Consider the following 17,117-nt stretch of genomic DNA (forward strand, 5'->3'; position numbering starts at 1 on the left):
CGGCGCGGGGGCAGGTCAGGACGCCAGCGACGCCACGCACAGCGCTTTGATTTCCGTCACCAGCGTATCCGTGTCGGCGCCGTCAGGGGGAGAGAGAACCGCGCCATGAATTTGCGCTTCCAATGACTGCACCAGCAGCAACGCCCGTGCCTCGGGGCGTGGCCCGGCGACGCCGAGGCGCCGCAGTTGCGCCCCCACCGCCGCCGCCATCAGGCTTTCCAGCCGCTGGAAACGCGCCATCAACGTTGGGGAGCGCGGTGTTTGTTCGAACAACAGACGGTGCATGTTCGGATTGTGCCGGTGCAGTTCGACGGCGGCGTCCACCAATCGCGATACGGTTTCCTCCAGGCCGGGGTGTTCGCGTTCGAGGTGCTCGAACACGGTGTGCAACACGGTGCCGCTGTGTTCCATGTGTTGCTCGCTGAGCGCCAGCAGCAGCGCTTCCTTGTTGGGAAAATACTGGTACAGCGAACCAATCGAGACACCGGCCCGCTCGGCCACCTTGTTGGTGGTGGTGCCGGTATAGCCCTGTTCCCCGAAAAGCTGAGCCGCTGCTTCCAGAATCGCGTCCCAGGTGGCGCGGGAGCGCTGCTGGCGGGGCTTTTTGCGGATGCCGGTCATGGCGGTGAATGCGAGTAGCGGCGGATAGCCGGAAATGTGAGATTTACTCGTGTTTGTGTCGACGTGCAACACGTCGGCCACCGATAGCCGGCAAGGAGCAACCATGAGCGACCCGGTCACACTGCGATTTGAATCCCGCTTATCCGTACCGGAATCCCGAATCTGGCAATGGATTACTTCGGTGGATGGCATCGCCGAGGAGTTGCGTCCGTGGCTGCGCATGACGGCGCCGAAGGGGGTCCGTTCTCTGGAGGACGTGGATGTGCGTCCCGGAATACGGCTGTTTCGCAGCTATATTTTCCTGTTCGGCGTTGTGCCCATCGATTATTCGGATATGACGCTGCTGGCGTTGGACACGGGCAAGGGCTTCCTGGAACAGTCGCCGATGGGGTCCATGGCCCTGTGGCGTCATGAGCGGCGCATCCTGCCCTGCGATGATGATCCAGACAGCCATCTGCTGGTGGACCAACTGACGTTCAAGCCCCGCCTGGCGGCGCCCCTGACGCGATGGTTCATCCGCCAGGTCTTTGCTCACCGGCACCGCGTATTGCGGCGGCGACTGGCAGGGGACGCCTGATCCGCGGCGACCGATATAGGGAATGTTGGAGGAGGTTTCCACCAAGGTGATATAATGATAACAATTCGCATTATTGACTGGGGTGGGGACTGCTATGACGATCGCCGGTGAGAGGGAGGCCTTTGAGCGCCGTATCGACCAGCTCTATCACTCCCATTCCGGCTGGCTGAGAGGGTGGTTGCGGCGGCGTCTGGACTGCTCGCACAGCGCCGAGGATCTGACCCAGGACACCTTCATGCGGCTGCTGACAGCCCGTGACCGGGACGGGGTGCTGGCGGTACGCGAGCCGCGCGCTTACCTGAGTACCGTGGCCGGTCGATTGCTGGTGAACCACTATCGGCGCCTGTCCTTGGAGCGCACCTACAAGGAAACCCTCGCGCTGCTGCCGCCTGAGCAGACGCCTTCGCCGGAATGGCGGCTGGGCTTGCTGGAGACGCTGCAGGAAGTGGACGCTCTGCTGGACCGGTTACCGGAGCAGGTGCGCACCGCTTTTCTCCTGTCCCAACTGGAAGGGCTGACCTACGCCGTCATCGCCGAACACCTGGCGGTGAGCGAACGCACCGTGAAACGCTACATGGCCCGGGCCCTGGAAGAATGCATTCTGCTGATGGACTGAACTCTGATGGGGTAAACAAGGACGGCAGCCAGCCTTTGCAGCGGGAGGTGGCTCGCCGCGCGGCTGACTGGTTCCTGCGCTGGCGCGAGGCCGGTCTGGACCAGGCCGAACGGGCTGATCTGGAACGCTGGCGGGCCGCGCATCCGGATCACGAACGGGCCTGGCAGCGGGCCTTGCGTCTTGCCGAAACCTTTGAGCGCATTCCCTCCGACGTTGGCATGCGTACCCTGGATCGCCGCCAGCGTCTGGACCGGCGTGGCGCGCTCAAGCATCTGGCGGTATTGATCGGCCTGGCGCCGGCGGCCTACCTGGCGGCACGTGCTTTGCCCTGGAGCGAGTGGAGCGCCAGCTACCGCACCGGTATCGGTGAGCGCCGTGAGCTGGTGCTTGATGACGGTTCCCGGGTGATGCTGAACACCGACTCGGCCCTGGACGTGTTGTTTGATAACGAGCAGCGTTTATTGCAACTGCATGCCGGCGAAATTCTGGTGACCAGTGGGGACGATGGTTCGCCATTACCGCAACGGCATCGGCCACTGCGGGTGCGCACCAGCGAGGGCATGATCGAGGCTCTGGGCACCCGTTTCCTGGTACGGCGCGGCTCGGCGGCGCCCACCCGGGTGGCCGTGTTCGAAGGCGCTGTGGCGATTCGCCCCGGCGATGCTTTGGCATCGGCGTCACCGCGAGTGTTGCATGCCGGCGAGCAGGCCCGCTTCAGCCATGAGGCGATTACCCCGACCACGACGGCATGGCCGCAGCTGGCAGCCTGGACCGAAGGGCGGCTGGTGGCCGACAACATGCTCTTGAGCCGCTTCCTGAAGGAACTGGCGCGCTACCGTCATGGCCTGGTGCGTTGCGACGACCGTGCCGGTGCACTGCGCATCAGCGGCACTTTCCAACTTGATCACAGTGACCGGATCCTGGCGGCGTTGCCGGCCACGGTGCCGGTGGACGTGGCCTTCCTGACGCCCTATTGGGTAACGGTGCGCGCTCGCTGAGTACGGCTGTCCCCTTTTTCTGTTTCGCGTGTCCTTACTGGCAAAGACTTCTTCAGGAAACCGAGTAATGACCGTGATGCTTCCGTTTTTCCGCGTTCAACGCCGTACCGTATGGGCGCGGTCGTGGTGGGTGCTGCTCCTGCTGTTGCCGGTGTTGGCCCTGGCCGACCCGGCACCGCGCCAGTCCTACGCTTTGTCCTCCGGTCCACTGGCGCCGACGCTTTATCGTTTCGCCGATATTGCCGGCATCAGTGTGCAGGCCGGGGCCGGTTTACTGGATGGCAAGCATTGCTCCGGTTTGCGCGGCGAGTACACCGTGGACGAAGGCCTGAGCCGGTTGCTGGCCGGCACCGGCCTGACTGCCCGCCGCGCCGCCGAGGCGGTCTACGTGATCCGTGCCGAACAAGCACAGGTGCTGGACCGGGTGGACGTGAGCGCCGGTATCGGTGGTTCACCGGCGGTGGCGCTTCCGGTGCCCTACGAGGGCGGTCAGCTCGCCAGCGGCGGACAGGTCGGCATGCTCGGCAACAAGGACTATATGGACGCGCCGGTGAACATCACCAGCTATACCCGCGAAACCATCGATAATCTCCAGGCCCGCACCGTGGCGGAAATGGTCCGCAATGATCCCTCGGTACGTAACGCCAGCGGTGCCGGCGGCATGCTGGATTCCTTCTTCATCCGCGGATTCGCCATGAACGAGGGCAACTCCGGGGAAGTATCCTATAACGGTGTGTTCGGGGTGGCGCCCAACTATCGGGTGCTGACCGGTTACGCCGAACGGGTGGAGGTGCTCAAGGGGCCGTCCACCCTGCTCAACGGCCTGTCCCCCAACAGCAGTGTCGGCGGCACCATCAATGTCGTACCCAAGCGCGCCCAGGACACCGACCTGAACCGGGCGGAGCTGCAGTTTACCCAGGACCGGCAATTCGGCGGCGCCGTGGATGTGAGTCGCCGGTTCGGTGAGCAACGCCGCTGGGGCGTTCGCTTCAACGGTGGCTATACTGACGGAGACACCCGTTTGGACAATCAGGAACGGACCTCCGGCTACGCCGCGCTGGCCGTGGATTATCAGGGCGACCGGCTGCGCGCCAGCCTGGATCTGCTGGACCAGCGCGAGGATTATGACGCCCCGTCCCGAGAACTGATGATCGCCGATGGCGTGCCGTTGCCCGGTGCGCCCGACGGCCGGCGCAACGTGACCCAGGCATGGGAATGGTCCAGTGTGGATGACCAGTCGATGCTGCTGTCCGCCGAATACGACCTCGACGATCAGTTGATGCTGTTCGCCAACGTGGGGGGAGGTGACAGTGAGGTGGACCGCCTGTTTGGCTATCCGATGATTCAGAACAGCGCCGGTGATGTGAAGGATTCCCCATCCTACATGCTGTTCCGTAATCAGCGCCGTACCGCCGATGTCGGGCTGCGGGCCCTGCTCGACACCGCCCGGGTGAGCCATGAGATGTCATTGCAGGTCAGCCGTTACCGGGAAACTTACCGGCGTGGCGCGGTTTACGCCACCGACGGCTGGGACTCGAACATTTATGATCCGGTGGGGCACCCGGAAATTACGGTGGCGCGGCCAGGCAGTATTCCCAAGTTGTCCGAATCGGAATTCAGCGGCGTGGCGGTGGCCGACACCCTGTCCTTTCTGGACCGGCGCTTGCAGGTGACGCTGGGGGCTCGCCGCCAGCGTATCGAAACCGATAACTACAACGCCGGGGTGTTCACCAACGATTACGATAAAGGTGCGACGGCGCTGTTCGGCGGGGTGGTGGTCTCGCCCTGGTCCGGCGTGTCGTTCTATGGCAATTACACCGAAGGGCTCAGTCGTGGCGACATTGCGCCGGTGACCGCCGATAACAGCGGGCAGGCGTTGGCGCCGTACGTGGCCAAGCAGTACGAAGTCGGCGTCAAACTGGACCGGGGAGGGCTCGGCGCCACGCTTGATGCGTTTCAAATCACCAAGCCGTCGGCGGAACTGGACGGCAGGGTTTATCGGCGCAGCGGTGAACAGCGCAACCGGGGCATCGAGGCGATGGTGTTTGGCCGTCTCACCGAGCGTCTCCGGTTAATGTCCGGGTTGATGATCATGGACGCCGAATACTCACGCAGCGAAGACCCGGCCAAGAAAGGCAATACGCCGATCGGCGTCCCGGATTTTCAAGCCAACATGACGGTTGAGTGGGATCCGGCTCCGCTGCCGAATCTGACCCTGTCGGCGTCCGCCACCCACACTGGGGAGCAGTACCTGGACAGCAGCAACGACCGCGAACTGCCGTCCTGGACCACCTGGGATGTGGGCGCGCGTTACCGGGCGGACCTGGCCGGAACCCCGGTGACGGTGCGATTCACCGTGCAGAACCTGGGGGACAAGGCTTACTGGGCCAGCGTCAACAGCTGGAGCATGCTCACCGTGGGCGCGCCGCGTACGGCGGTGCTGTCGGTGAGCGCGGAGTTCTGAAGGTATTGCGCTTATACGCAGTGCGCGGGACCGCCAAAGACAAAGGCCCGCTTGAGGGCTTTAGCGACATGAATTCGGAGATGGCTACAAGGCGGCTGTGGAAGATTCCATGGTGCCTTGCAAGCTCTAGCGCGCCATTCGCCAGCAGGCTGGCTCCCACGGATCATGCTACCAAGCCGCTGTGGGAAGCTTGCTTGCAAGCGAATGGGCAACGGCCCGGAGGGCATTCGCGGCCATGGCCGCTTCCCACAGCGGTTTCTCGGACCGGTTCGTGAGAAGCGGCCATGGCAGCGCACAGCGTTGGGGCTCAGGCGCCGAGCGCCTCGCGGGCGCGGGCCACGGCGGCGCGTACCTGTTCCGGGGCGGTGCCGCCGATATGGTTGCGGGCACTCACCGAGCCTTCCAGAGTCAGCACTTCGAACACGTCGTCATCGATCTGATCGCTGAACTGGCGTAGCTCGGACAGGCTCATGTCGCCCAGGTCCTTCTTCTTGCTGACGCCGTAGGCCACCGCCTTGCCGACGATTTCGTGGGAGTCGCGGAACGGGATGCCCTTGCGCACCAGGTAGTCGGCCAGGTCGGTGGCGGTGGCGAAGCCGCGGCGGGCCGCTTCGCGCATCACTTCCCGGTTGGGTTCCAGCGCCGGGATCATGTCGGCGAAGGCGCGCAGGCTGCCGGCCAGGGTGTCGACGGCGTCGAACAGCGGTTCCTTGTCTTCCTGGTTGTCCTTGTTGTAGGCCAGCGGCTGGCTTTTCATCAGGGTCAGCAGGCTGATCAGATGGCCGTTGACGCGGCCGGTCTTGCCGCGCACCAACTCCGGCACGTCCGGGTTTTTCTTCTGCGGCATGATCGAGCTGCCGGTGCAGAACCGGTCCGGCAGATCGATGAAGTTGAACTGGGCGCTGGTCCACAGCACCAGTTCCTCGCTGATCCGTGACAGGTGGGTCATGGACAGCGCCGCCAGGGCACAGAACTCGATGGCGAAGTCGCGGTCGCTGACCGCGTCCAGGGAGTTTTCGCACACGGCGTCGAAACCAAGCAGCTCGCAGGTGCGTTCCCGCTGGATCGGGTAGGTGGTGCCGGCCAGCGCGGCGGCGCCCAGGGGCATGCGATTCACTCTTTTACGGCAGTCCAGTAGCCGCTCGCGGTCGCGTTTGAGCATCTCGAACCAGGCCAGCAAGTGGTGGCCGAAGGTCACAGGCTGGGCGGTCTGCAGGTGGGTGAAGCCGGGCATGATGGTGGCGGCTTCGCGCTCGGCCAGATCCAGCAGGCCGGTCATCAGACGCAGCAGTTCGGTGTCCAACTGGTCGATCTCATCGCGCAGCCACAGGCGGATGTCGGTGGCCACCTGATCGTTGCGGGAGCGGCCGGTGTGCAGCTTCTTGCCGGTGATGCCGATCTTGTCGGTGAGCCGCGCCTCGATGTTCATGTGCACGTCTTCCAGTGCCACCGACCAGGCGAATTCCCCGGCTTCGATCTCCTGGCGGATTTCATCCAGCCCCTGGAGGATGGCGTCGCGCTCCTCGGTGGTGAGCACGCCGACTTCCGCCAGCATGGTGGCGTGGGCCTGGGAGCCCTGGATATCCTGCCGGTACATGCGCTGATCGAACAACACGCTGGCGGTGAACGCCTGCACGAAGGCGTCGGTGGATTCGCTGAAGCGGCCGCCCCAGAGTTTGTTTTGCTGCTGCTTGTCGCTCATCTTGCTGCTCGTCTGTTCGTTGATGCGCCGGTACCCACCGGGCCGGATAGCGGGCGCGCAGTATAACACTCCGGGGCTGGCTGTGGTGCTTCCGGCAGGGTATAACCGCTAGGGCCTGTTCAGCCTATTTGCATCCCGCCTGTTGCGGCTAAAACGTCACCAATCCAGGCACGAGGAGAGAAGTTTGGTCATTCCAAATGAGCGACGAGTAACGCAGAGTGGTGACGTATTAGCCGCAACCCGAAGGGCTGGAGCCCTGTCTGCCTCCAGCGTCGTTGTCGGTTGCTCATTTGGAATGACCAAACCGCGCGCCCTCCGCCTGGCTGGAGGCAAAAACGGCATCCAGCAGGCGGGATGCAAATAGTGAGAACAGGCCCTGGCATGGATACTTCCTCGCAAAACGCCTTCCTGCCTGATCTGTGCTCCGCCCGGGCGGTGCTGGTGGTGGTGGTGGTGGCGGAACTGATGGCCATCGTGGTGGCGTTGGTGGCCAGTTACTATCAGGCGTTCGGTCTCGGCCGGCTGGCGCTGACCTCGCTGTTCATCCAATGGGTGGCGCTCAGCTCGGCGGCGCTGATTTGCCTGCTGCGCCGCTGGCTGAACCGCCTGCCGCACTCCTGGGCGGCGCTGGCTGTGGTCGGCGTGGTTTCCGCCAATACGCTGGTTTTCAGCATTGCCGCCAACATGCTCACTGGCTTGCTGTCCTGGACACCGCCTGGCAGTGCTCTCTGGCACCCGAACATTCTCATCAATGTGCTGATCGCCACCATCCTGGCCGGGTTGGTGATGCGTTATGTCTATGTGCAGGAGCAACTGCGGCGCCAGGGACAGGCCCAGCTGCAGGCCCGGCTGCAAGCGCTGCAGTCGCGGATCCGGCCCCATTTTCTATTCAATTCCATGAATATCATCGCCAGTCTGATCAGTATCGACCCGGACGCCGCCGAGCGGGCGGTGGAGGACCTGTCCAGGCTGTTCCGGGCCAGCCTCAAGGACAACGCCGACCCGGTGCCGATGACCGAGGAATTGTCGTTGTGCGAGCGCTATATCAATATCGAACAACTGCGTCTTGGTGAACGGCTGCGGGTGAACTGGCGCTTAGACCTGGATCCACGACATCAGGAAATGCCGCTGCTGACCCTGCAACCCTTGTTGGAAAACGCCATTTACCACGGTATCCAGCCTCTGCCCGGCGGGGGTGTGATCACCATCAGAGCCTGGTGTGAGGAAGGCCGTATAGTGTTGAGCGTGCGCAATCCGAAACCGGAAGGGGAAGGCCATCATCGCGGCAACCGCATGGCGCTGGAAAATGTGCGCCATCGTCTGGAAGTGCTGCATGGTAACCAGGTGGAGGTGCGCGCCCGCGATCTGAGACGCCATTATGATGTGGAAATCCGTTTCCCCGCCCGCCCCGAGCCGGTGACCGCGCGGGAAAATATGCCAGAAGACATAACGATAGAATGAAGCACGGACAGGAAGGGGGGACGCATGCGCGTATTGGTCTGTGACGACGAAGCCCTGGCCCGAATGCGACTGAAGCGGCTGGTGGAACGGTGCGACATGGAAGTGGTGGCGGAGGCCAGCACCGGACGCGAGGCTCTGGCCAGCGCCAGCCGCTTGCACCCGGATGTGGTGCTGATGGACATTCGCATGCCGGACATGGATGGCCTTGAGGCCGGTGCCCACCTGACCCGCCTGGAACCGGCGCCGGCGGTGATCTTCTGTACCGCTTTCGAGGAACACGCGCTGCAAGCCTTTCGGGTCCATGCATTGGATTATCTGCTCAAGCCGGTGAGTGAGGCCGATCTGCGTCAGGCGCTGGAGAAAGTCCGTGCCCTCAATCAGGTGCAACTGGCGGAAGTACAGCATCGCATGGCCGCCAACCGGCCGCGTCAGCGCCGCCATATCAGCGCCCGTACCTACCGGGGGCTGGAACTGGTACAGGTGGAAGATGTGCGCTATTTCCAGGCCGACCAGAAATACGTCACCGTCTATCACACCGGCGGATCGGTGGTGATCAACGAACCGCTCAAGGATCTGGAGAAGGAATTCGACGGCCTGTTCGTGCGCACCCACCGCAGCACCCTGGTGGCGCTGCATTGTATCGAAGCGCTGGAACATGGTGGTTCCGACGGCGGTTATGAAGTGCGGCTGCGCGATCTGGACGTGCGCCTGCCGGTCAGCCGGCGCCACCTGGCCGGGTTGCGCCAGGCGCTGCTGAATCGGAATTGACGGTTGGTTAACCGCCCGCCGCCTTCCCTCGGACCGGGCCGTGAAGCCATCGCCACCAAGCAACCACGGGGCTTGCCTGCCAGCGCGTGGTGATATCAACGCCCCATGGCCGGGATCTCCCCGGCAAACCCGGCTCTGTTTCCGGTAGAATGTGCGGCCCACGGTTCCTTATCAGTTCAGGAGAGTTGCATGAGCCGCATTCTGCGCATCGCCACCCGTTCCAGCCCCTTGGCCATCTGGCAGGCCGAGTATGTCCAGCGGCGGTTGGAAGCGCTGCATGAGGGGCTGACCGTGGAGCTGGTGCGGATCAAGACGCAGGGTGACAAGATCCTCGATACACCTCTGGCCAAGATTGGCGGCAAGGGCCTGTTCGTGAAGGAACTGGAGCAGGCGATGATGGATGGCCGCGCCGACATCGCCGTGCATTCCATGAAGGACGTGCCGATGGAACTCCCCGAGGGGATGGCGCTGCCGGTGATCTGTGAACGGGAGGATCCCCGCGACGCCTTCGTCTCCAATCACCACGATGCCCTGTTCGCCTTGCCGGAAGGCGCCTGTGTCGGCACCTCCAGCCTGCGCCGGCAGGCCCAGGTGTTGGCTAACCGGCCGGATCTGAAGGTCGCCAGCCTGCGCGGCAATGTACAGACCCGGCTCGGTAAGCTGGACAGCGGTGACTTCGACGCCATCATTCTGGCCGCCGCCGGCCTCAAGCGGCTGGAGATGCACGATCGTATCCGCTATGAAATGCCGCCGGAAGAGTCCCTGCCGGCGGTGGGCCAGGGCGCGGTGGGTATTGAATGCCGGGCCGGAGATGAGCCGGTGCGGACTCTGCTGGCACCGCTCAATGACCCGCTGACCTGGGACCGGGTCAGCGCCGAGCGGGCCATGAATCGCCGTCTGGAAGGCGGCTGCCAGGTGCCGATCGCCGGTTTTGCCCTGCTTGAGGGCGATACCCTCTGGTTGCGCGGTCTGGTGGCCAGCGAAAGCGGCGATACCGTGCTGCGGGCTGAGGCCCGGGCGCCTCGCGAAGAAGCCGCGTCACTGGGTGTGCGGGTGGCTGAGTCCTTGCTGGAGCAGGGCGCCGAGCGCATTCTGGCGGAGCTGTATCAACGCTCATGAGTACGGTGCTGATCACCCGGCCGCGAGGGCAGGGCGGGACGCTGGCGGCGCTGCTGCGCGATGCCGGCCATGTCCCTATCCACCAGCCGGCGCTGACCATCGAGCCGTTGCCGCTGTCGGCGGCGGACCGGCGCCGCATTCTGGATCTGGACCTTTACCACGCGGTGTTCTTCGTCAGCGCCAACGCCGCAGAGTTGGCGCTGGAAGCGTTCGCCGATGTCTGGCCGCAGTGGCCGGTGGGCGTGCACTGGTTGACGGTGGGCGAAGCCACCGCCCGGGTGCTGTCGGCGGCGGGGATGGCACCGGAATACCCCGGCGCCGGTTTCAATTCCGAGGCGGTGCTGGCGCTGCCCTGTCTGGAGGTGGTGGCGGGTCAGCGCATCCTGATCTGCCGCGCGGACAGCGGCCGTGACTGGCTCGCTGCCCGGTTGCGTGAACAGGGGGCCGAGGTCGATATCATTCCTTTCTATCGGCGCCGTGCCGACCCGTCCTTCCTCTGGCCTGAATCCGCCTCCGTGGTACTGGTGACCAGTGTCGAGGGCTGGCGCGCGATAGCGGCGCGGGTGCCTCCCGCGACCCGGGTGGTGAGCGCCGGTGAGAGGGTGGCGCAAGCGGTACGTGAGGATCACCAGGGCCCTGTAACCGTGGCCGCCAGTGCCCATGATAGGGACATGGTGGCGGCGCTGGTTAGTGCCGGTGATTGAAGTAAAAAATTGCAACCGTGGCGCCACGGCCAGGCATCAAAGGTTTTCTTCTTTCCGCAGCGGGTTATGCTGTGGCTTATTGGGCGCTCCGTCGCCCGGCTTTTCAGGCTTGCTCTGAATCATTTCAAAGGAAAGGCCTTATAAGGGCAATCGCCGGCGCAGCGCGCCGGGATGACAACACGGGATGACAAAAAAGGGAGCTCCCATGACGCTGTACCGTCCACTTTCGTCCCAGCGGGGCCTGGCCCTGTGGCCGTTGATTATCCTCCTTATCGTGATTGCCGCGCTGGCGGGTGCCGGCTGGTGGGGATGGCAGCAATGGCGGATCCTGGAAGGGCAGCGCAGTGGTCTGGAACAGCAGGTGACCGGTTTGGAAAAACGGCTGGACCAGCAGGGTGAGGAAAGCCGCAAGCAAGGTCAGGCGCTGGCGGCGTTGCGCCACACCCAGGAAGAGACAGAAGCCCGCATGGCGAGGGACCGCGAAAAACTGAATGACATGAGCCAGGGCGGCCAGCGCCTGTGGCTGATCACCGAGGCGGAATCCCTGGCCAGCCTGGCTAGCCAGCGCTTGTTGCTCACCGGCGACGCCGAAGCGGCGCGACGGTTGCTCAAGGCCTCCGACGAAACCCTGGCCCGTCTGGATGATCCGCGGACACTCCCGGCCCGCCGTGCCCTGGCCGCCGATATGGAAGCGCTCAACGCCGCCCTGCAAATGGACGTCCAGGCCCTGGTGTTAAGACTCGGCGCCTTGCGCGAGCGGGTCGACGAGCTGGCGGTGCCGTTGCGTGAACGTCCGCGAAACAGCAACGCCGGTGACGGCGACGCCAAGCCTTCCTGGTGGCAGCGGCTTCTTTCCCATCTGCCGGTGAACATCCGCCACCATGACGCCGCCGAGCCGCTGCCGATGACACAAAGTGAAGCGGCGCTGGTGCGGTTGAGCATCAATACCAGCCTGCAGCAGGCGCAACTGGCTCTGTTGCAGGGGCGTGCGGAAAGTTACGGACAAGCTCTGAATCAGGCCCGGGAAACCATCGAACAGTGGTTCCGTGGGGATAATCCGGCCACCCGCCACCTGCTTTCCGCACTGGATGAGTTGGACGAAGAGGCGGTCAGTCAGGCGCTGCCGGACATTGGCGGCGGTCTGGCGGCGATTCGTGAGCTCAAGCGCAAGGAGGGTGACGCATGAAAAAAATCCTCCTGTTGCTGGTTCTGGCGCTGATCGCGGCGGCGGCGCTGGGTCGCTGGATGGCGGCGGATTCCGGTTACCTGCTGTTGGTGCGTGGTAATTGGGAAATGGATACCACGCTGGGCTTCGCCGTGTTGGTGGCGGTGCTCTCGGCGGTGGCCTTGATCGTGGCCACCCTGATTCTCAACGGATTGTGGCAATTGGCGGAGCCGGTGCGCGCCACGCGCCGGTTCCGCCAGTCGGTGGCCCGCCGTCGTCTGAAGAGCGGTCTGGTGTTGCTGGTGGATGGCGATATCAAAAAGGCGGAACGGCTGCTGACCGCCGCCGGCCGTGAAGGTGACTGGCCGCTGGCGGCCTGGCTGCTGGCGGCGGAATGCGCCCGCGAACGCGGTGACGGCGAAGCGCTGGAGCAGTATCTGGGCGAGGCGTCGGTGGACCGCCGGGGGCTGCTGATGAGTGGTCTGATGCGGGCCCGGTTTGCTCTCGACGACGGTCAGCCGGAACAGGCGCGCCATGAACTGGAAGCGCTACTCAAACAGGCCCCCAACAATCGCCGGATTCTGACCCTGTACGCTGATGTGCTGGATCGGCTGCATGACTGGCCGACACTGTGCGACCTGATTCCCCGATTGCGCAAAGTGCTCGACGAACAGAGCGTGGCGCGCCGCGAGCGCCGGGCATGGTTGGCACGGGTTCAGGAGGTGGCGCAGAAGCCCGGATTCAATGACGCCGAGTCCCGCGCCGCCGAGCTGCGCCGGCTATGGAAATCGGTGCCGCTGGCCCTGAAGAACGATGCGGCGATGAAGGCCCGCTACGCCGGTTTCCTGGCGCAATTGGGGCAGGGCAAAGTGGCGCTGGGCCTGGTGCGCGAGCAACTGAACATCGAGTGGGATGACCGTTTGCCGCCGGTTCTGGAGGCCATCGATGACGTGTCGCCGGATGACCTGCTGCAGGTTCTGGAAGGGTGGCTGGCGGAGCGGCCCGGCAATGCCGCTGTATTGATCACCGCCGGACGGGTGGCGCTCAAGGCGCGTCTGTGGGGCAAGGCGCAGAGCTTCTTCGAAGCCGCGGCCAACTCCAGTCAGAGCGCCACCGCCCTGGCGGAACTGGCGCGGCTGTATCGGGCGCTGGGGGATCACGGCAAAGCAGACCAGGCACTGGAACGAAGGGTGTCCCGGTTGGACAGCGAGCTGCCGTCCCTGCCGATGCCGAACTGAACGGTTAGGGAGGGCGGCACGCTGGTACGCTACCCCATCGCCGCTCGCGTAGCTTTGTGGACAGAGGTCACATGTATTCGCTGGCAAGCCAGCTTCCCACAGCGGCTTCGTGACCCCTCTGTGGGAAGCTGGCTTGCCAGCGAATTAGCGTGCGGTGTAGGTGGCGTCTATTACCGGGAAGGGCCGGTCAAGCCGTTCGCGATGCCATCCGCCACCGCGTTCCAGCCTTCATCCAATTGTTCCACCAGAGCCGGGTAGCCGTCCCTTGGCAGCGGTCGCCGCTCCAGGAAGTGCTCGCCCGCCCGGGCGCCCTGATCTCCCAGGAAACGCCATTGACCCTCAATGACCGCCTCGCCTTCGGCGGTGCCCTGGAAGCGGGTGACCAGCACTTCCAGGCGCCCGGGAGCGTTGACGCCGTTCCGTGCCAGCCGTGCCGCCAGTGAACGCGCCAACTGCCGGGGCAGTGGCTCCGCCCATTGGTGCTGACGGGCGGCGCGCACTTCCACCGGGCCGGTCTGCATCACCACCCCGGACTGATCCAGGTAGCCGGCGGTGTCCAGGCGGATGTCCGGCAACGCCCCGCGCAGCGCCGACTGCGCCGCGCCCGGCAGCAGATACTGGACCGAGGGGCCGGCGGGGCTGCTGGCGCAGCCGGCCATCAGCGTCGCCAGTAACGGCAGAACAAGAAAAAGCTTAACGGGCCGCTTTCGGCTCATAGTCCGGCTCCGGGTCAGTGCTGAAAATCAGGGCGTTGGGGTGTTCCTTGAGCGTCCGCATCAAGGGCTCGGCGTCGCGCAGTAACCGCTCCATCCGCTGCAGTGTTCCGGACAGCTGCTGATAGGCGTCGGAGCCGGGCTCCAGGCCCGCCAGGGTTTTCTCAAGAGCACCCAGTGTGTCGTTGAGACGCTCCGGCATGCCGGCCACCGCCGGATCCTCAAGCAGCTGTCGCAGCCGTTCGGCGGTACCCGCGAAGGCCTTGAGCGTGGATTCCGAGGCCGCCAGATTGCGGTCCAGCTTGTTGCCGATCTGCTCCAGCGGCAGGCTGTTGATCTTGTCCATCAACTCCGCCACCTGGCTTTCCAACTGAGCCAGCCCACCGGTGCTGCTGGGGAAGACCGGGACCCCTTCAAACCGGGCCTGCTCGAACGGTTCGGCATTGCGCTGGAAATTCAGGTCCACGAACAGGGCGCCGGTCAGCAGATTGCCGGATTTGAGCGTGGCGCGCAGGCCATGAGTGAACATGCGATCAAGACGTTGGCGCCATTCGTCCAGATCCGCTTCCTCGTCCTCGAGAATCCGCTGGGGCTCGATGCGAATCAACACCGGAATGGCGAAACGCGTCAGCGTTTCCGGCTGATCGGCGGTGAAATGCCAGGGTACCTGCTCCACCGTGCCCAGGCGCACGCCCCGGTATTCCACCGGCGCGCCCCGGCGCAGGCCGCGAACCGAGTCCTGTACCAGCAGCACGTATTCCAGGTATTGGTCGAACAGACCGCGCCGGGCGGCTTCCTCGTCGGCGTACAGTTCGAATTCACTGTCCGCCTTGGCTGGCGCGCCGGCGGGCATGTCCTGATCCGGCACGCCGAAGGTGATGCCGCCGCCGATCAACGTCTCCATGGACTGCATGCCTACTTTGAAACCGCCGGAGTCCAGTTGCAGGGTGACGCCGGATACGTTCCAGAAGCGCACGCTGTCGGTGACCAGCACGTCGTAGGGTTCCTCGATGAAAATGCGGTGGCGAATGATCTTTTCCGCGGCCAGGAATTCGGTGTCCACCACCCGGCCCACGGTGAGGTTACGGTAAGTGACCGGGTCACCGGTGGCGACGCTACTGCCGGGGCGGGCGTTCAGCGTCAGATACAGGCCCTTGGCGCCGGCTTCGGTGATCGGCGGCTTTTCCTCCACCTGGAAACGGCGTTTTTCCTTTTTGCCGTCGCCGGGCTGCAATTCGATATAGGCGCCGGAGAGCACCGTGCCGAGGCCGCTGATGCCTTCCCGGCCGATGCGCGGTTTGACCACCCAGAACCGGGTCTTGTCGTTGAGCATGCGGGCGGTGTCCTGCTGCATGCGCACCGTCACCAGGGTATGGCTGAGATCCTCTGACAGCGCCACTTCCTCCACCTGGCCGACCTGCACATTGCGTGTCTTGACCGATGTCTTACCGGCCTCAATGCCTTCCGCGTCGGTCATTTTCAACACCACTCTGGGGCCCTGGCTGGCCCAGTGATCGTAGCCCAGCCACAGACCGATCAGTAGCGCGCCCAGCGGGATCAGCCACACGGGTGAGAGTTTCGGGCGCCGTTCAGGCGCGGCGTTCGAGGGCGTCGTAGTCATCCGTTCGTCGCTGTTGTTGGTCCCAAATCAGGCGCGGGTCGAAGCTGTGCGCGGCCAGCATGGTAAGAATCACCACGGCGGCGAACGCCATCCCTCCCGGGCCGGGGTCGATGGACATCAGATTACCCAGGCGCACCAGCGCCACCACGATGGCCACCACGAAAACATCAATCATCGACCAGCGGCCGATCCATTCGGTAAAGCGATACAGCGCCATTTGCGCCGGCATATCCAGGGGTTTCTCGCGGCGGCTGGCCAGACACAGCCAGCTCAGGGCCAGGATTTTGCCGAACGGCACCACCACGCTGGCGGTGAAGATCACCAGGGCAATGGGCCAGTCACCGTGCGCGATGAATTGTAATACACCGGAAATGATGGTGGCCGGTTGTGTGTTGCCCAGGCTGGTGGTCACCATGATCGGGTACAGATGGGCCGGAAAGCAGGCGATGGCGGCCGCCACCAGATAGGCAACGGTACGCTGGATACTGTCCGGATGGCGTGAATGCAGACGCGCGGAGCAACGTTCGCAATGGTGATATTCAATCGGCTGTAACTGGCTGCATTGCTCGCAGCCCTGATAATGTTGCAAGCGCGCGGATACCCCCGGACGCAGGGCGGATGGCGCTTGCGGTGGTCCTTCCAGACGTGTCCACAACACCAGTGGATTGACCCTTTGCACCACCATCAGCAGGAACAGGGCGAAGCCGGCGAAGCTCCAGAAACCCGGTTTCAGGAACACCTCCGCCATGCCGATGATCTTGACCAGGCTGACCAGCGCGGCGATGGCGAACACGTCGGCCATCATCCATGGTTTGCAGTAATGCAGGGCGCGGATCAACGTGCGGGTGCCCGGCAGGCGCGGCCGGCGGCCGAGACTGAACTCGATCCACAATACCGCCAGCAGATACAACGCCGGCAACACCACGATGGTGCCGAACACCAGCAAACCCAATTCGGGATGGTGGAAGGCGGCCAGTTTGGTGGCGGCGTCGAGCACGGTCATGCTCTCGCCGATACCGGAGCGTTGGAATTCGATATAGGGAAATGACAGCGCCACCGCCAGCATCACCAGCGCGGCGACGGCCAGAGCGGGGGTCAGATGGCGGTCCTCCGGCGGTCGCACCAGTGGATGGCGGCAGCGCGGGCAGCGCACCCACTGTCCCTTGTCCGGCGCCGAAACCCGCAGTACCAGGTCGCATTCCGGGCAGGCGACCAGGGTCTCGGGTTTCGAGGCTGTGTTCGGATCGTCCATGGGCCAAGGGGTCCGCGCTGATAAACAGTGCCTATTGTGCCGTCTGGCCGGGCCCGGAGCCAGACGGCGGGGCGGTCATCGGCGTGCGCCGATGCCGG

15 protein-coding genes are annotated in these 17,117 nt (G+C 64.3%); 10 read left to right on the plus strand and 5 right to left on the minus strand.

Annotated features, from left to right (window positions below):
- Positions 1–15: 15 nt before the first annotated feature.
- Positions 16–621 (minus strand): TetR/AcrR family transcriptional regulator, encoded by a 606-nt coding sequence (locus E0L37_RS01730; protein WP_133490086.1) that lies wholly within the window; start codon positions 619–621, stop codon positions 16–18.
- Between the two features lie 103 nt (positions 622–724).
- Between E0L37_RS01730 and E0L37_RS01735 the strand changes: the two genes are divergently transcribed.
- From E0L37_RS01735 to E0L37_RS01750, 4 genes are all read left to right on the plus strand, one after another.
- On the plus strand, positions 725–1,198 hold the full coding sequence (locus E0L37_RS01735; protein ID WP_133490087.1) for a hypothetical protein: 474 nt from the start codon (positions 725–727) through the stop codon (positions 1,196–1,198).
- A gap of 94 nt (positions 1,199–1,292) precedes the next feature.
- The gene (locus E0L37_RS01740; RefSeq protein ID WP_133490088.1) at positions 1,293–1,814 is read left to right on the plus strand and encodes a sigma-70 family RNA polymerase sigma factor; all 522 of its coding nucleotides are present in this window, start codon (positions 1,293–1,295) and stop codon (positions 1,812–1,814) included.
- Positions 1,793–2,812: a FecR domain-containing protein gene (locus tag E0L37_RS01745; protein WP_133490089.1), complete on the plus strand. Its 1,020-nt coding sequence runs from the start codon at positions 1,793–1,795 to the stop codon at positions 2,810–2,812. The genes E0L37_RS01740 and E0L37_RS01745 overlap by 22 nt, the downstream gene beginning before the upstream one ends.
- A gap of 67 nt (positions 2,813–2,879) precedes the next feature.
- A complete protein-coding gene (locus tag E0L37_RS01750) occupies positions 2,880–5,276 on the plus strand; it encodes a TonB-dependent receptor (protein WP_133490090.1) in 2,397 nt (798 codons plus the stop codon).
- Between the two features lie 307 nt (positions 5,277–5,583).
- Here E0L37_RS01750 and argH read toward each other — a convergent pair whose 3' ends face one another.
- Entirely contained in the window at positions 5,584–6,978 is a 1,395-nt protein-coding gene (argH, locus tag E0L37_RS01755; RefSeq protein WP_133490091.1) for an argininosuccinate lyase, read from the minus strand.
- Positions 6,979–7,359: 381 nt separating this feature from the next.
- On the opposite strand from argH, the gene E0L37_RS01760 reads away from it, so the two are divergent.
- The 6 genes from E0L37_RS01760 (at position 7,360) to E0L37_RS01785 (ending at position 13,433) form a co-directional block, all read left to right on the plus strand.
- A complete protein-coding gene (locus E0L37_RS01760; protein WP_133490092.1) occupies positions 7,360–8,439 on the plus strand; it encodes a sensor histidine kinase in 1,080 nt (359 codons plus the stop codon).
- 24 nt (positions 8,440–8,463) lie between these two features.
- Positions 8,464–9,207, plus strand: a complete 744-nt coding sequence (locus E0L37_RS01765) for a LytTR family DNA-binding domain-containing protein (protein WP_133490093.1) — start codon at positions 8,464–8,466, stop codon at positions 9,205–9,207.
- A 189-nt stretch (positions 9,208–9,396) separates the two neighbouring features.
- Positions 9,397–10,326, plus strand: coding sequence for a hydroxymethylbilane synthase (gene hemC, locus E0L37_RS01770; RefSeq protein ID WP_133490094.1), 930 nt, complete (start codon positions 9,397–9,399; stop codon positions 10,324–10,326).
- Positions 10,323–11,030, plus strand: a complete 708-nt coding sequence (locus E0L37_RS01775; protein WP_236564084.1) for a uroporphyrinogen-III synthase — start codon at positions 10,323–10,325, stop codon at positions 11,028–11,030. The genes hemC and E0L37_RS01775 overlap by 4 nt, the downstream gene beginning before the upstream one ends.
- Before the next feature lie 205 nt (positions 11,031–11,235).
- On the plus strand, positions 11,236–12,216 hold the full coding sequence (locus tag E0L37_RS01780; RefSeq protein WP_133490095.1) for a uroporphyrinogen-III C-methyltransferase: 981 nt from the start codon (positions 11,236–11,238) through the stop codon (positions 12,214–12,216).
- Complete coding sequence (locus tag E0L37_RS01785; protein WP_133490096.1) at positions 12,213–13,433, plus strand: heme biosynthesis HemY N-terminal domain-containing protein; 1,221 nt, start codon at positions 12,213–12,215, stop codon at positions 13,431–13,433. The genes E0L37_RS01780 and E0L37_RS01785 overlap by 4 nt, the downstream gene beginning before the upstream one ends.
- Positions 13,434–13,603: 170 nt before the next feature.
- Here E0L37_RS01785 and E0L37_RS01790 read toward each other — a convergent pair whose 3' ends face one another.
- From E0L37_RS01790 to E0L37_RS01800, 3 genes are read right to left on the minus strand one after another with little or no spacing between them, the layout of a single operon-like run.
- Entirely contained in the window at positions 13,604–14,149 is a 546-nt protein-coding gene (locus E0L37_RS01790) for a membrane integrity-associated transporter subunit PqiC (RefSeq protein ID WP_133490097.1), read from the minus strand.
- Positions 14,127–15,767 (minus strand): intermembrane transport protein PqiB, encoded by a 1,641-nt coding sequence (gene pqiB, locus E0L37_RS01795; RefSeq protein ID WP_133490098.1) that lies wholly within the window; start codon positions 15,765–15,767, stop codon positions 14,127–14,129. Before pqiB ends, E0L37_RS01790 begins: the two co-directional genes overlap by 23 nt.
- The gene (locus tag E0L37_RS01800; protein ID WP_133490099.1) at positions 15,736–17,019 is read right to left on the minus strand and encodes a paraquat-inducible protein A; all 1,284 of its coding nucleotides are present in this window, start codon (positions 17,017–17,019) and stop codon (positions 15,736–15,738) included. Before E0L37_RS01800 ends, pqiB begins: the two co-directional genes overlap by 32 nt.
- Positions 17,020–17,117 lie beyond the last annotated feature (98 nt).

Source organism: Alcanivorax sp. 24 (genome assembly GCF_004360225.1).
GTDB lineage: Bacteria > Pseudomonadota > Gammaproteobacteria > Pseudomonadales > Alcanivoracaceae > Alloalcanivorax > Alloalcanivorax xiamenensis.

What these genes read in the sequence shown, in the direction of transcription:
- pqiB (WP_133490098.1), bottom strand. Translation starts at nt 15,767, where the DNA reads ATGACTACGACGCCCTCGAACGCCGCGCCTGAACGGCGCCCGAAACTC.
- E0L37_RS01785 (WP_133490096.1), top strand. Translation starts at nt 12,213, where the DNA reads ATGAAAAAAATCCTCCTGTTGCTGGTTCTGGCGCTGATCGCGGCGGCG.
- E0L37_RS01790 (WP_133490097.1), bottom strand. Translation starts at nt 14,149, where the DNA reads ATGAGCCGAAAGCGGCCCGTTAAGCTTTTTCTTGTTCTGCCGTTACTG.
- argH (WP_133490091.1), bottom strand. Translation starts at nt 6,978, where the DNA reads ATGAGCGACAAGCAGCAGCAAAACAAACTCTGGGGCGGCCGCTTCAGC.
- E0L37_RS01765 (WP_133490093.1), top strand. Translation starts at nt 8,464, where the DNA reads ATGCGCGTATTGGTCTGTGACGACGAAGCCCTGGCCCGAATGCGACTG.
- E0L37_RS01800 (WP_133490099.1), bottom strand. Translation starts at nt 17,019, where the DNA reads ATGGACGATCCGAACACAGCCTCGAAACCCGAGACCCTGGTCGCCTGC.
- E0L37_RS01745 (WP_133490089.1), top strand. Translation starts at nt 1,793, where the DNA reads ATGCATTCTGCTGATGGACTGAACTCTGATGGGGTAAACAAGGACGGC.
- E0L37_RS01760 (WP_133490092.1), top strand. Translation starts at nt 7,360, where the DNA reads ATGGATACTTCCTCGCAAAACGCCTTCCTGCCTGATCTGTGCTCCGCC.
- E0L37_RS01735 (WP_133490087.1), top strand. Translation starts at nt 725, where the DNA reads ATGAGCGACCCGGTCACACTGCGATTTGAATCCCGCTTATCCGTACCG.
- E0L37_RS01750 (WP_133490090.1), top strand. Translation starts at nt 2,880, where the DNA reads ATGACCGTGATGCTTCCGTTTTTCCGCGTTCAACGCCGTACCGTATGG.
- E0L37_RS01740 (WP_133490088.1), top strand. Translation starts at nt 1,293, where the DNA reads ATGACGATCGCCGGTGAGAGGGAGGCCTTTGAGCGCCGTATCGACCAG.
- hemC (WP_133490094.1), top strand. Translation starts at nt 9,397, where the DNA reads ATGAGCCGCATTCTGCGCATCGCCACCCGTTCCAGCCCCTTGGCCATC.
- E0L37_RS01775 (WP_236564084.1), top strand. Translation starts at nt 10,323, where the DNA reads ATGAGTACGGTGCTGATCACCCGGCCGCGAGGGCAGGGCGGGACGCTG.
- E0L37_RS01780 (WP_133490095.1), top strand. Translation starts at nt 11,236, where the DNA reads ATGACGCTGTACCGTCCACTTTCGTCCCAGCGGGGCCTGGCCCTGTGG.
- E0L37_RS01730 (WP_133490086.1), bottom strand. Translation starts at nt 621, where the DNA reads ATGACCGGCATCCGCAAAAAGCCCCGCCAGCAGCGCTCCCGCGCCACC.